The organism is Jeotgalicoccus sp. S0W5, from assembly GCF_011634875.1.
Classification (GTDB): Bacteria; Bacillota; Bacilli; order Staphylococcales; family Salinicoccaceae; genus Jeotgalicoccus; species Jeotgalicoccus marinus.
Window position 1 is genome coordinate 20,943 of the sequence record NZ_SIRQ01000003.1, and the last position, 13,421, is coordinate 34,363.

Annotated in this window: 13 protein-coding genes; 12 read left to right on the forward strand and 1 reads right to left on the reverse strand. The window is 39.0% G+C overall.

Going from position 1 to position 13,421, the window contains the following annotated elements; all coding sequences use genetic code 11:
- Nucleotides 1-6: 6 nt before the first annotated feature.
- The 8 genes from pyrR to pyrE are packed head-to-tail and all read left to right on the forward strand — an operon-like array spanning nt 7 to nt 7,014.
- Nucleotides 7-528, forward strand: a complete 522-nt coding sequence (pyrR, locus tag EYB29_RS02505) for a bifunctional pyr operon transcriptional regulator/uracil phosphoribosyltransferase PyrR (protein ID WP_166626488.1) — start codon at nt 7-9, stop codon at nt 526-528.
- Between the two features lie 17 nt (nt 529-545).
- A complete protein-coding gene (locus EYB29_RS02510) occupies nt 546-1,859 on the forward strand; it encodes a solute carrier family 23 protein (RefSeq protein WP_166626489.1) in 1,314 nt (437 codons plus the stop codon).
- Nucleotides 1,860-2,780, forward strand: a complete 921-nt coding sequence (locus EYB29_RS02515) for an aspartate carbamoyltransferase catalytic subunit (protein WP_166626490.1) — start codon at nt 1,860-1,862, stop codon at nt 2,778-2,780.
- Nucleotides 2,743-4,011 carry a dihydroorotase gene (locus EYB29_RS02520; RefSeq protein WP_026867546.1) on the forward strand — a complete coding sequence of 423 codons (1,269 nt, stop codon included), beginning with the start codon at nt 2,743-2,745 and terminating at the stop codon, nt 4,009-4,011. The genes EYB29_RS02515 and EYB29_RS02520 overlap by 38 nt, the downstream gene beginning before the upstream one ends.
- Before the next feature lie 14 nt (nt 4,012-4,025).
- Nucleotides 4,026-4,790: a dihydroorotate dehydrogenase electron transfer subunit gene (locus EYB29_RS02525; RefSeq protein WP_166626491.1), complete on the forward strand. Its 765-nt coding sequence runs from the start codon at nt 4,026-4,028 to the stop codon at nt 4,788-4,790.
- Nucleotides 4,787-5,698, forward strand: a complete 912-nt coding sequence (locus EYB29_RS02530) for a dihydroorotate dehydrogenase (RefSeq protein WP_026867548.1) — start codon at nt 4,787-4,789, stop codon at nt 5,696-5,698. The genes EYB29_RS02525 and EYB29_RS02530 overlap by 4 nt, the downstream gene beginning before the upstream one ends.
- Before the next feature lie 13 nt (nt 5,699-5,711).
- Complete coding sequence (gene pyrF, locus EYB29_RS02535; RefSeq protein ID WP_166626492.1) at nt 5,712-6,407, forward strand: orotidine-5'-phosphate decarboxylase; 696 nt, start codon at nt 5,712-5,714, stop codon at nt 6,405-6,407.
- A 1-nt stretch (nt 6,408) separates the two neighbouring features.
- A complete protein-coding gene (gene pyrE / locus EYB29_RS02540; RefSeq protein WP_166626493.1) occupies nt 6,409-7,014 on the forward strand; it encodes an orotate phosphoribosyltransferase in 606 nt (201 codons plus the stop codon).
- 136 nt (nt 7,015-7,150) lie between these two features.
- On the opposite strand, the gene EYB29_RS02545 is transcribed toward pyrE, so the two are convergent.
- Nucleotides 7,151-8,839, reverse strand: coding sequence for an Rqc2 family fibronectin-binding protein (locus tag EYB29_RS02545; RefSeq protein ID WP_166626494.1), 1,689 nt, complete (start codon nt 8,837-8,839; stop codon nt 7,151-7,153).
- Nucleotides 8,840-8,969: 130 nt separating this feature from the next.
- On the opposite strand from EYB29_RS02545, the gene gmk reads away from it, so the two are divergent.
- The 4 genes from gmk to priA are packed head-to-tail and all read left to right on the forward strand — an operon-like array spanning nt 8,970 to nt 13,411.
- The gene (gene gmk / locus EYB29_RS02550; protein WP_166626495.1) at nt 8,970-9,593 is read left to right on the forward strand and encodes a guanylate kinase; all 624 of its coding nucleotides are present in this window, start codon (nt 8,970-8,972) and stop codon (nt 9,591-9,593) included.
- Entirely contained in the window at nt 9,593-9,787 is a 195-nt protein-coding gene (gene rpoZ, locus EYB29_RS02555) for a DNA-directed RNA polymerase subunit omega (protein WP_026867553.1), read from the forward strand. Before gmk ends, rpoZ begins: the two co-directional genes overlap by 1 nt.
- 55 nt (nt 9,788-9,842) lie before the next feature.
- Nucleotides 9,843-11,030 (forward strand): bifunctional phosphopantothenoylcysteine decarboxylase/phosphopantothenate--cysteine ligase CoaBC, encoded by a 1,188-nt coding sequence (gene coaBC / locus EYB29_RS02560; protein WP_166626496.1) that lies wholly within the window; start codon nt 9,843-9,845, stop codon nt 11,028-11,030.
- Complete coding sequence (gene priA / locus EYB29_RS02565) at nt 11,030-13,411, forward strand: primosomal protein N' (RefSeq protein ID WP_026867555.1); 2,382 nt, start codon at nt 11,030-11,032, stop codon at nt 13,409-13,411. Before coaBC ends, priA begins: the two co-directional genes overlap by 1 nt.
- Nucleotides 13,412-13,421 lie beyond the last annotated feature (10 nt).

Genomic DNA, 13,421 nt, shown 5'->3' on the forward strand with positions numbered 1-13,421 from the left:
AATTAAATGTCAGTCAAGATAATAATGGATGAAGCACAAATTAATCGGGCAGTTACACGCATGTCACATGAAATTTTAGAAAAACATAAAGGGCCTGAGAACATCGTCATCCTTGGTGTAAAAACACGAGGCGAGCACTTAGCGAAACGCATCATGGAAAAAATAGAGTCTATAGAAGGCGTAAAAATCCCAACAGGAACAATCGACATTAGCGGTTATCGAGATGATCGACCAGAGGATGCAAAGTCAAGTGATGCAGTGATCACTGAAGCAGATTACACAGATAAAAATGTAGTGATTGTCGATGATGTATTAGAAACAGGACGTACCATTAGAGCAGCTATCGATGCGATTTTAAATTTAGCTCGACCAAAGACCATTTCACTTTCCATATTAGTTGATAGAGGACATAGAGAACTACCTATTCGTCCTGACTATATCGGTAAAAATATACCGACATCTAAAAGTGAGAAGGTCATTGTAAAGGTTGACGAAGTCGACGGGGAAACGAGCGTCACAATCCAATAGTAAAAGGAGATGTACACATGTCAGGTAAAACGTCCGAAGATGCCTTATTTGAAAGAACGGTGGAACCAAAGTTAGATGTTCATGAAAGGCCGAAACTACTACAAGGGCTATTGCTCAGTTCACAGCACCTCTTCGCTATGTTCGGTGCCACAGTACTAGTACCCTTCTTAACTGGGTTACCAGTCAGCGCGGCACTGATTGCAAGTGGATTCGGGACACTGATTTATATTCTGGTCACCAAGGGACAGATACCAGCTTACCTCGGTTCAAGTTTTGCTTTTATACTTCCGATTACGATTGCACTTGGAGCGAATAGCCTTGGTGAAGTATTGACCGCACTATTCTTTAGTGGTGTGCTCTATGTATTAATTGGCTTCATAATTAAGCTCGCTGGTACTGATTGGATCATGAAAATGTTACCACCGATAGTTGTTGGACCGGTCATTATGGTAATTGGACTTGGCCTAGCACCAGTTGCAGTGGATATGGCCATGTACACGGACTCAGGGAATCAAGAAGGTTACAGTATAACTTATATTACAGTCGCTTTAATTACCTTGGTGATTACAATATTAGCTTCTATATTCTTAAAAGGTGTACTCGGTTTGATACCGATACTGATCGGTATCGTCGGAGGGTACATTACAGCCTTAATCTTCGGCATCGTCGACTTGGGTATTATCAGAGACACGGGTTGGTTTGTTTTACCTGACTTGTACGTACCGTTTGTAGACTACACACCAGCGATGAATATCGGACTCTTCATCGTCATGCTACCAATCGTATTCGTAACGATTTCAGAGCACATTGGACATCAGGTAGTCATCAATAAGATTGTCGGCAGGAACTTCTTTAAAAAGCCTGGTCTTCACCGTTCGCTCTTAGGTGATGGCCTTGCGACCATGTTTTCGAGCACGATTGGTGGCCCCCCGACAACAACTTATGGTGAAAACATCGGGGTCTTGGCCATTACGAGAATTTTTTCGATCTGGGTTATCGGCGGGGCGGCTGTACTTGCAATTATCCTCGGCTTTGTTGGTAAATTTACAGCCGTAGTTCAAAGTATCCCTTCACCAGTCATGGGTGGGGTATCCATCCTGCTATTCGGTATCATCGCAGCCAGTGGTTTACGCATGCTCATCGATGCGAGAACTGATCTTGATAACAAGAGGAATCTCGTCATCGCGTCGGTCATATTGGTCATCGGCATCGGTAAGGCGCATCTAGATTTCACTATAGGAAACATTCCTTTTAACTTAGAAGGTATGGCACTCGCAGCACTTGCAGGCATATTATTAAATCTAATTTTACCTAACAAGGAGATGGACTAAATGAAAAACTTATTATCAATGGAAGAAGTTAACGTAAATGAAATTGAAGCTTTAATTACAAGGGCATTAGAGATTAAATACGGCAAGCCAGTGATGAAGTTAAACGATAAAACAGTCGTCAACTTGTTCTATGAAAACTCTACGCGTACAAAAGTGAGCTTTGAAATGGCAGAGAAAAACTTAAACCTAACTCAGCTACCTTTTGATATTGCAACGAGTTCAGTGTCTAAGGGTGAATCGCTCTACGATACCTGTAAAACACTAGAAGCAATTGGAGCGGATGCACTGATCATTAGACATCCTGATAATAAGTACTATCAAGAATTAGATAATATCAATATTCCCATTATCAACGGCGGTGACGGCAGTGGTTCACACCCAACACAGTCACTATTAGATATGATGACTATCTATGAAAACTTAGGTAGAATTGCAGGATTAAAAATTGCGATTGTCGGTGATATCAAGCACTCAAGAGTTGCTAAATCTAATGCACAGGCGCTATCTAAAATGGGTGCAGATGTCTATTTCTCAGGGCCAGAAGTCCTACAAGAAGCGACACTCAATGTGCCTTATATCGATTTAGACGAAGCAGTTAAAACATGTGATGTTGTTATGTTATTAAGAGTACAGCATGAACGACATGAATCTTTTGAAGAAATGGATAAGTCAGAGTACAACCGCCTTTACGGCATGAATGAGGAACGCTTAAAAGAAATGAAAAGTCATGCTATTATTATGCACCCTGCACCAATGAACAGAGGTGTTGAAATAACAGATAGTCTGGTTGAATGCGAAAAAAGTGTTATCTTTGAGCAGATGTCAAACGGTGTTTTCATGCGTATGAGTATTTTAGAACGTGTACTGGAAGGAGAAAAATCATATGTCAATGCTACTAAAGCACGCTACGCTCTTATATAAAGGGTCTGAAATTACGAGAGATGTTCGTATAGAAGAGGGTATTGTCACTGAAATTGGTGAATCATTAACTGGCGGTGACAAAGAGATTGATTGTTCAGGGAAACTATTATCTGCAGGATTTGTCGATGTCCATGTTCATCTAAGAGAACCAGGTTTTGAACATAAAGAAACGGTTGCAACAGGATCAAAAGCAGCTGCTCGGGGTGGCTTTACAACCATCTGTCCAATGCCAAACACATCCCCAATCATTGATTCTATCGAAGAACTTAATAAGCTTAATGCAATTATAGAAAGAGATGCAGTGATTGAGGTATTGCCTTATGTTTCGATTACAAAAAGGTTAAAAGGAGATAAGCTTGTTGATTTCCCTGCCTTAAAGAAAGCTGGCGCATTTGCATTTACCGACGATGGTGTCGGTGTCCAAAGTGCGGATATGATGTACCGTGCCATGCAAAAGGCTGGTGAAATTGATATGCCGATTGTAGCGCATACAGAAGAGAATTCTCTTATATACGGTGGTGTCATTCATCAGGGTGAGACAAGTGAAAAATTAGATATTCCTGGTATCCCATCGATTACAGAAACAGTCCAAATTGCGAGGGACGTGCTCTTAGCTGAAGCGGCAGATTGTCATTATCATGTCTGTCACGTTTCAACGAAGGAAAGTGTGCGAGTGATTAGAGATGCGAAACGTGCAGGAATTAAAGTGACTGCAGAGGTCACACCGCACCACTTAGTATTAGACGAAAATGATATTACAACGCGAGACCCTAACTTTAAGATGAACCCACCACTTAGATCATCAACAGACAAACAAGCTTTAATTGAAGGGCTCTTAGACGGGACGATTGATTTTATTGCCACTGACCATGCACCCCATCATGAAGATGAGAAGAATGTAGGCATATTAAAAGCACCATTTGGCATTACTGGAAGTGAAAATGCCTTCCAGTTACTATACACGAGACTAGTACAAACAGACGTATTTACACTCGAACAACTGCTTGATTGGTTGACAGTAAAACCTGCCGAAGTTTTCAACTTAGATCGCGGGAAGTTAGAGGTTGGTCAACGTGCAGACTTAACTTTAATTGATTTAGAAAAGACCTATACGTTAAATAAAAAAGATTTTTTATCGAAATCACAGAACACACCTTTTGATGGTGTGGAACTAAACAGTGATATTGTCTTAACTATATCTCAAGGTCGTATCGTCTACGAAAATATGTGAAACAGGGGTGCCTCATGCTTAGAGAAGGTAAAGTGGTTGCTAAAAGTTACATAGCAAGAGATGTGTTTGAGTTTGTTATTGCAGTCGACCTCAAAAATATAGAAATTAGACCTGGTCAGTTTGTCCATGTACGGGTCTCGGAATCGACAGAACACGTCTTAAGACGACCGATTTCAATTTCTTCTGTCGATACAATCAATCATACAATCACACTTGTTTTTAGAGCTGGTGACCAATCGAGCGGTACTAATAAAATAGCACTAACTGCTGTCGGTGAGCATCTTGACCTATTGCTACCTCTAGGAAATGGCTATAAGTTAGATGATGTCAACCAAGGAGATAGTGTCCTCATTATCGGTGGAGGCATTGGTGTACCGCCACTCTACGAATTGGCTAAAAGATTGAATGATAGAGGGGTAAGGACGACACATATTCTCGGCTTTAACAGTGAAAAAGATGTGTTTTACGAAGATAAGTTTAAAGCGCTTGGGGAAACTTATATTGCCACTGCTGATGGCTCTTATGGCAATCCTGGATTCGTCACAGATGTCATTGAAGAAATTGGTGACGCTTTTGATAAGTTTTATGCTTGTGGTCCAAAGGTAATGTTAAAAGTCCTAGATGAAACCTTAGATATCGATGGCTATATTTCCCTAGAAGAACGAATGGGTTGTGGCATCGGTGTTTGTTATGCCTGTGTTTGTCAAAGTAGGAAACAAGGGCAGCTTAAAATATGTACAGATGGACCAGTATTTGAAAAGGGAGCGATTATTCTATGAATCACAAATTAAACGTCTCTTTACCTGGTCTAGACTTAAAAAATCCTGTCATGCCTGCTTCTGGTTGCTTTAGTTTTGGACAGGAATTCAGTAAACTATACAACTTATCTGAGCTTGGTGCAATTATGATTAAGGCAGCGACAGAAGAAGAACGAGAGGGTAATTTAACGCCTCGTGTAGCAGAAACATCAAGTGGTATGTTGAATGCAATTGGTCTACAAAACCCCGGTGTCGATCATATTATCGAAAATGAATTAAAGTTTCTAAATACATACGATGTACCTGTCATTGCTAATGTTGCCGGCACTACAATTGAAGATTATGTTGAGGTCGCAAGAAAAATTTCAGCTTCACCTACAGTAAAGGCTTTGGAATTAAATATATCTTGTCCAAATGTTAAAGAAGGTGGCATCCAATTTGGAACTGATCCAAAGACGGCAAAAGAATTAACACGGGCTGTTAAAGAAGTTAGTGAAAAACCAGTTTATGTTAAGCTTTCACCTAATGTAACGAGTATTGTTGACATGGCGAAAAGTGTGAGTGAGTATGCTGATGGCCTAACGATGATCAATACCTTAGTGGGTATGAAGCTCGATAGTAATGGAAAACCATTGCTCAATAATAAGACTGGCGGGCTCAGTGGGCCAGCTATAAAACCTGTTGCAATCAATATGGTCTATCAAGTCCGTCAAGCATTACCTGATATACCGATTATTGCTATGGGTGGGATTAGTAACGTTGATGATATCATTGATTTCATCAGTGTAGGCGCAGATGCCGTTGCAATAGGGACAATGAATTTTACAAATCCCTTTATTTGTAAAGAGCTAATCGAGCTTTTATCAAAAAAAGTGAGTGATATGAATTTAAACCACATACACGATATTAAAGGACGCGCATTTGTCTAAGAGGAGAAATATAATGACGAATTCACTAATTATCGCTTTGGATTATCCAAACTTAAAAGAAGCAAAAAAATTTTTAAAACATTTTGATGAGCCACTCTATGTCAAAGTCGGCATGGAATTATACATGCAAGAAGGTGCGAATGTTATTTCTTACTTAAAGGATGCGGGCCATCAAGTGTTTTTAGATTTAAAACTACATGATATTCCGACAACTGTAGAGAGAACGATGGCTGTCTTAGGTCATTTAGATGTTGATATGATCAATGTGCATGCCCAAGGTGGCTTCGACATGATGTACAGGGCAAGTATAGCTTTTAAAGCTGCTAATCAAAATGGCAAGATTATTGCAGTGACGCAATTGACATCTTTTGATGAAAAAACGATGCAAAAAGAACAGCAAACATCACTTTCTATGACAGACAGCGTCTTACATTATGCCAAGCTTGCCTATAAAGCTGGTTTGGATGGGGTGGTGTCATCACCATTAGAAAGTCGCTTGATTCATAATGAGATTGCTGAAGATTTTTTAACAGTCACACCAGGCATACGCTTGACTGACAATAGATCGGACGATCAAGTACGTGTTGTCACGCCAGAACGTGCGCGACTGTTAACTTCAGATTATATTGTCGTCGGTCGACCAATTACTGAAAGTGATAATCCAAGAAGTGCATATCATCATATTAAACAACTATGGGAGGGTAAGTAAATTGTCTAAAAAAATTGCCAACATATTACTAAAACTCGGTGCGGTTAAGCTATCGACACTTGAACCCTTTACCTGGGCAAGCGGGATAAAGTCTCCAATCTATTGTGATAACAGACAGATTTTAGGAGATGTTAAGTCGCATAGAGCAGTTATTGAGAATTTTAAAAGTTTGGCCGGAAGATACGGCGCTATTGATGTAGTAGCCGGAACAGCAACAGCGGGCATACCACATGCAACCTTGCTAGCAGATCGATTAGATTTACCCTCCGCATATGTGAGAAGCAGTAAAAAATCACATGGTACAGGACGTCAAATAGAAGGGTCGCCGGTCGATGGTAAAAATGTACTATTAATTGAAGATTTGATTTCGACCGGCGGCTCTAGTCTAAACGCAGTTGAAGCTTTAAAAGAAGATGGTGCCAATGTTGTCGGCGTACTTGCTATATTTTCTTACGGTATTGCAGGTGTAGAAGAAAAATTCTCCAGAGCAGATTGTAAATTAGAGGTGCTGACTAATTTAGATACGATTTTAAGTGAAGCGGTTGATTGTGGCGTCATAAATTCAAATGAGCATGTTCAGATTTTAGAATTTAGAGATGGTTTGTAAGGTATCGGCTCAATGTGAGGCCGACAGCGGTCCGGTAGAAGAATACCGGCTCAATGTGAACCTGACAGCGGGCCGCAAAACAAAAATCGGCTCACTGTAAAACACACAGTGAGCCGGCCTAAAATAAAATCTATATTTATTTTTCCATTGCTTTAACTTTGTCGCTATCTGGAGTCACATTGACTGTCGTCTGTTCTGAATAGCTAACAAAGCCTGGTTTCGTGCCAGGTATGTTTTTAACATGTTTGATTTCTGTATAGTCAACCGGTACTCCAGCAGATTGACCTGCCTTAGAGTAATATGCAGCTAACATTGCTGCCTCTAATATATCTGCTTCTTCTATATCATTTGCATTATGTGCAATAACGACGTGTGAACCTGGAATATCTTTAGTGTGGAACCACAGATGGTTGTTCTGAGCTTGACGGTTAGTTAGGTAGTCATTTTGTTTATTATTTTTACCGACAAAGACAGGTAGGCCGTTTGAAGTCACAAATTCATGTAGCTGAATCTTTTTCTGCTTCTTTTTCTTCTTAGATTTTTGTGCTTTTATAATTCGCTCTTCTACAAGCTCTTGTCTAACTTCCTCTACTTCATCTTCTGTCGTAATATTCTCCATCTGATGCAGTAGGTTATTAAAGTATTCAACATCCATATGGGCAATTCTTAGCTGTTCTTCAGCAATCTTTTCCCTATTTTTCAACTTATTATATCGGTTGTAAAAGTACTGTGCATTTTCAGACGGTGACCGTTGTTGATCTAAAGGAATATCAATTTCTTCATTTGTGTAATAGTCGAGTACCTTAACACTATCTTGAAATGGTTTAATCGTGTGCATATAGGCCGTTATCAATTCACCATACTTTTGATATTTGTCTTTTTCTTTTGCTTCTATTAAATCATCTTTAAGCTTATCAATCTTCCTAAGTGTCTTATCGTGCTCACGTTCAATAACTTGATAGTAGTCAGATGCTTTTTGTTTAATCATACTTTTTTGAGCTCTCTGATGGTAAAAGTCATCCATAAGTTCACTTAAACTATCGTAAGTTTTAGTTGGATTTCCAAGATGGTGGAGCCTAGTAAAGTAAAATACAGGTTTGTCTTGATCGTAAAATACTGGTTCCACTTTTTGACTGTCATCTAAGGCATCTTTAATCGCGTCGACGATGTTATCCTTATTAAAGTAGGTCACCTTAGACTCAACTTCTTTTACAAAGAGTGGGCTGAAGCCCTCAATATGATTTAAAATTTGCTTGTTGACCTTACCCTTATTCCAATCAATAAACTTCGGTAGCTCATTGATTTCAGAAGTTCTCGGATTTAATTTCTTACCTGTCGGCGGTTTTTCATAACTAAAGCCCGGCATGATGGTTCGGGCATTGTTGTTTGGTGTGAGGTGTTTGATGCTTTCAATAATTTTATATGTTTGATCAGTTAAAATGATATTGGAATGACGTCCCATGATTTCTAAAATTAAAATTCGTTCGATATCATCACCAATATCATTTATAGCACGTATATGAATATGAACAATTCTATCGTTACCTTGTTGTTCTACTGAAGTGATGATGCCACCCTCGATGTGTTTTCTTAATACTCGAGTAAACATTGGGGGTTCAAATGGAAATTCATATTTTTCCCCTGTAATATGAAATCTTGAGAACATCGGATGACTACTGATTAATAATTGATGATTTTTACCAGCCGCGCGCATTTTAAAGAGAAGGGTAGTCTGGTCCATTTGATGTATTTTATTAATTTTACCACTCACTAGAAATTGTAATTCGTCTACAAGTGCATGTGTAAAATTTCCGTCTAAAGCCATGTGTATTCCTCCTCAAAATGATTACATATTATTTTATCATGAATGTCGGGTCAATGTCGGCAATATTGATGAAATTTCAGATGATCTATGATACATTAAGAAGTAATCAAAATTAGAAAGGTTACATTCCATGGTATCTGATAAAGGATTGCTCATCGTACTCTCAGGACCGTCTGGTGTCGGAAAAGGCACAGTTCGTAAAGCTATTTTCGATCATCCTGAGACTAACTTTAAATATTCAATTTCAATGACAACAAGAAACAAAAGAGAAGGCGAAGTTGATGGTGTCGATTACTTCTTTAAAACTAGGGAAGAATTTGAAACATTAATTTCTCAAGATAAGTTTATCGAGTACGCAGAATACGTCGGTAATTATTACGGTACTCCAGTGGATTATGTAAAAGAAACGACTGCCAATGGTCATGATGTCTTTTTAGAAATTGAAGTGGAAGGTGCCAAACAAGTCAGAGAAAAGTTCCCTGAGGCCTTGTTTATCTTCTTAGCACCACCAACACTTAGTCAATTAGAACAACGACTCATCGGCCGTGGAACAGATTCACAAGAAGTCATCGACCACCGCATAAGAGAAGCGAAACGTGAGTTGAACATGATGAATCTTTACGATTATGTCGTTATTAATGATGATGTTACAAAAGCAAGAGAGAGTGTACAATGCATTGTTGAAGCGAGTCATTTGGAGCGTTCACGTGTAGAGAATAAGTTAAGAAAATTATTATTGGAGGCTGACAATTAATGTTATACCCAGCAGGTCACGAATTAAAAAAACATGTTGATTCAAAATATCTAGTAGTATCTATGGCAGCGAAACGCGCTAGAGATTTACAGGAGCATCCTGATCGTAAGCTTTTAGATTCATATCGTTCTAAGAAAAATGTTGGCTTTGCTTTAGAAGAAATTGCAGCCGGCAAAGTGACAGTAGATAAATAGTTCAAAAAATAACGCTGACAATTCATTGTCAGCTTTTTTTAAAGAGGTGGGAAATTTGGCAAATATCGTAATCGGTGTTACAGGCGGCATTGCCAGTTACAAGGCGATTGATTTAACGAGCAAACTCGTTCAAAGAGGCCATGCTGTTCGAGTCGTTTTAACAGATAACACACAAGAATTCGTTACACCACTCGCTTTTCAAGCTATCAGTCGTAACCATGTCTATACCAATACTTTTTTAGAAGAGGCCCCAGCCTCCATTGCACATATTAAAATTGGTGAATGGGCTGATGTAATAGCAGTTGTTCCAGTGACTGCAAATACTATAGGGAAATTTGCGAATGGTATCTATGACAACATGTTACTCAATGTACTCGCAGCGAATACTAAGCCGGTATTAATGGCGCCAGCAATGAATGTACACATGCTACATCAGCCTTCAGTACAAAACAATATCGATAAACTGCGTGCACAAGGCGTAACGTTCATTGACTCAGAATCAGGCTTTTTAGCATGTGGCTATAATGCTAAAGGACGTTTGGCAGACGTATTTAAGATCGTGGAGAAGCTTGAAGAAATGGTGACAGCAAAACAAGATTTTCTAGGTAAGAAAGTGTTAATTACGGCGGGCCCAACGCGTGAAAAACTCGACCCAATACGTTTCTTATCTAATTTTTCAAGTGGCAAGATGGGTTATAGTATCGCTGAAGCCTTTCAAGCACAGGGAGCAGATGTCACTTTAATTAGTGGACCGGTCAATCTACCGACACCTACTGGAGTCAGAAGAATTGATGTGGAATCAACAGAAGAGATGTTTGAGGCTGTAAAAGCACACATGAATAACGATATAGGTGTTTTCACTGCGGCAGTTTCTGACTATACAGTAAAAGATGTAAGTAGTAATAAGATGAAGAAGGTCGATGGCAAGTTACCTTCAATTGAACTTATCGAAACACAAGATATATTAAAATATGTGGGTCACAATTCAAAGAATATGTATGTTGTCGGTTTTGCAGCAGAGACACATGACGTTGAATCATATGCGCTTGGTAAGCTTGAAAATAAAAAGGCTGACGCAATTATTATGAATGATGTGTCGAATCCTGAAATTGGCATGAATTCGGATGACAATGAAGTAACAATGCTATTTAAAGATGGTACAAAACACCCATTACAAAAGATGAGTAAACGTCAATTAGCCGATCAAATAATAGAAGCTTTAAAAGAACGGGTGAAGGATTAATGTATGCATCTGTCATCGTGAGTGTGACTTCAAAAGATGTTAATCGTTTGTTTGACTATAAAGTACCTGATCATTTAAAAGATGTAATAAAAGTCGGGCACAGGGTCTTTGTCCCCTTTGGCCCGAGACATATTCAAGCATATGTCATGGCGTTAAATGAATATAGTGATGTTCCTGAAAATAAAGTCAAAGAAATTGTTAAAGTCATGGATGTCGAGCCGGTTCTAACAACAGAATTAGTCGCCTTATCAAAAAAGCTTGCGAACTATTATATAGAACCCTATATATCAGTGATTGAAACGATATTACCAGCAGCCTTGAAGACCAAAGCAAAAAAAGTCTTACATTTAAATGATAATGCGACAGCAGAAGCTCGGTTCATGTATGAATCCTTAAACAATGGTCAACTTATAGAGACGAAAAGTTTATCAACGAAAGAACTTGCATCACTTTTACCCTATATAAATCAGGGTGAGGTTTATGAGGATATTCAACTGAGTCAACATACGAGAAAGAAAACCCAAAAAGCGGTGGAGTCACTCTACCTAAATAAATCAACATTGGAACGTGCACCCAAGCAACTTGAAGCGCTCTATGCTGTTGAACAAGCTGAGGAACCTGTATTATTAAGCGATCTTAAGGACCAAGGATATTCTGAAGCAATTGTTAGAGAATTAGAGAAAAAAGGTTTTGTTAGAAAGTTAGACGTTGTCGTTGAAAGAGACCCGTTTGATGGGAAGGTTTTTGAAGCAGACCAGAAGAAAACCTTAACCAAAGAACAAGATGAAGCATTTAAGTCGATTAACCAAGCAGTTATAGAGGGCCAAATTAACACCTATCTCTTACACGGTGTGACCGGTAGTGGGAAGACTGAGGTATATTTACAACTCATTGAAACAACACTAAAAGAAGGAAAAGAAGCGTTAATGCTCGTACCTGAAATTGCTTTAACACCGCAGATGGTTAACCGTTTTAAGGCGCGTTTTGGTGATGATGTTGCTGTACTGCATTCCGCCTTAAGCCATGGTGAAAAATACGATGAGTGGAGAAAGATTAGTGATGGACGTGCGCGTGTTTCAGTAGGTGCACGTTCTTCCATATTTGCACCTTTTAAAAATATAGGGTTAATTATCATCGATGAAGAGCACGAAACGACCTATAAGCAATCTGAAAGACCGATGTATCATGCTGCTGAAGTGGCAAAATTAAGAGCGGAATTCCATAGTTGTCCAGTCGTCTTAGGCTCAGCGACACCGTCATTAGAAAGTTTTGCTCGTGCACAAAAAGGTGTGTATGATTTATTTACTTTAAGCGAACGTCCAAATATGAATCCATTGCCGACCGCAGAAATTGTCGATATGGCTGAGGAACATAAAGAAGGTAATGCTGGAATTTTATCGGCACGTTTAAAAGAAGCGATTCATTCGAGAATAGACAAAGGTGAACAGACCGTGCTCTTGTTAAACCGACGCGGTTTTGCAAACTTTCAAATCTGCCAAAATTGTGGTCACGTACCACAGTGTCCTAACTGTGATATTTCCCTAACTTATCATAAGACGAATCAGAGTTTGATGTGTCACTATTGTGGTTATGAGGAAGCGGTCAAGAAGCAGTGTCAAGACTGTGGCGCGAGTGATGTAACCTTTAGAGGGACTGGGACACAAAAAGTTGAAGAAATTTTAAGAGATACTTTTGGTGTCGATATCGTCAGAATGGATGTTGATACTACCCAAAATAAAGGAGCACATGAACAATTACTGAAAACTTTTGAAGAACAAAAAGTTCCCATTCTCCTTGGGACTCAGATGATTGCTAAAGGTTTAGACTATCCCAATGTGACCTTAGTCGGCGTCCTAAACGCAGATACGATGTTAAATTTGCCAGACTTTAGGGCGAATGAACGCACCTTTCAATTGCTCACTCAGGTTGCAGGGCGTGCAGGGCGCCACAGTCTACCTGGAGAGGTCATTTATCAGACGTACAATCCAACGCATTATACAATCACTATGGCTAAGGACAATAACTATATTGATTTTTATAGCAAAGAGATGGACTTTAGAAAGTTTGCGCGTTATTCACCGTATTATTTTCATGTCCTATTCACCATATCTAGTGAGCAGATTAAGGATTGTTTAAATGCAACGACAGATATTCATCAAACGCTTGTTGATAGTGTATCCACTTCTGCTTATATTATCGGACCGTCACCAAGCCCAATTGAAAGGATTAAGAACAAGCATCGCTTTCAAATCCTGTTAAAATATAAGAGAGAGCCTGCCCTGATGGATGTATTAAATCAGCTTGATTTAAAATATACTGAGTTATATAAGAAAAGTGGTATATCATTAAAAATTGATGTCGATCCACAATTCATAATGTAGGAGTTTAATT

Coding starts and splice junctions, on each gene's coding strand:
- pyrR (WP_166626488.1), top strand. CDS start 7: ATGTCAGTCAAGATAATAATGGATGAAGCACAAATTAATCGGGCAGTT.
- EYB29_RS02510 (WP_166626489.1), top strand. CDS start 546: ATGTCAGGTAAAACGTCCGAAGATGCCTTATTTGAAAGAACGGTGGAA.
- EYB29_RS02515 (WP_166626490.1), top strand. CDS start 1,860: ATGAAAAACTTATTATCAATGGAAGAAGTTAACGTAAATGAAATTGAA.
- EYB29_RS02520 (WP_026867546.1), top strand. CDS start 2,743: ATGTCAATGCTACTAAAGCACGCTACGCTCTTATATAAAGGGTCTGAA.
- EYB29_RS02525 (WP_166626491.1), top strand. CDS start 4,026: ATGCTTAGAGAAGGTAAAGTGGTTGCTAAAAGTTACATAGCAAGAGAT.
- EYB29_RS02530 (WP_026867548.1), top strand. CDS start 4,787: ATGAATCACAAATTAAACGTCTCTTTACCTGGTCTAGACTTAAAAAAT.
- pyrF (WP_166626492.1), top strand. CDS start 5,712: ATGACGAATTCACTAATTATCGCTTTGGATTATCCAAACTTAAAAGAA.
- EYB29_RS02545 (WP_166626494.1), bottom strand. CDS start 8,839: ATGGCTTTAGACGGAAATTTTACACATGCACTTGTAGACGAATTACAA.
- gmk (WP_166626495.1), top strand. CDS start 8,970: ATGGTATCTGATAAAGGATTGCTCATCGTACTCTCAGGACCGTCTGGT.
- rpoZ (WP_026867553.1), top strand. CDS start 9,593: ATGTTATACCCAGCAGGTCACGAATTAAAAAAACATGTTGATTCAAAA.
- priA (WP_026867555.1), top strand. CDS start 11,030: ATGTATGCATCTGTCATCGTGAGTGTGACTTCAAAAGATGTTAATCGT.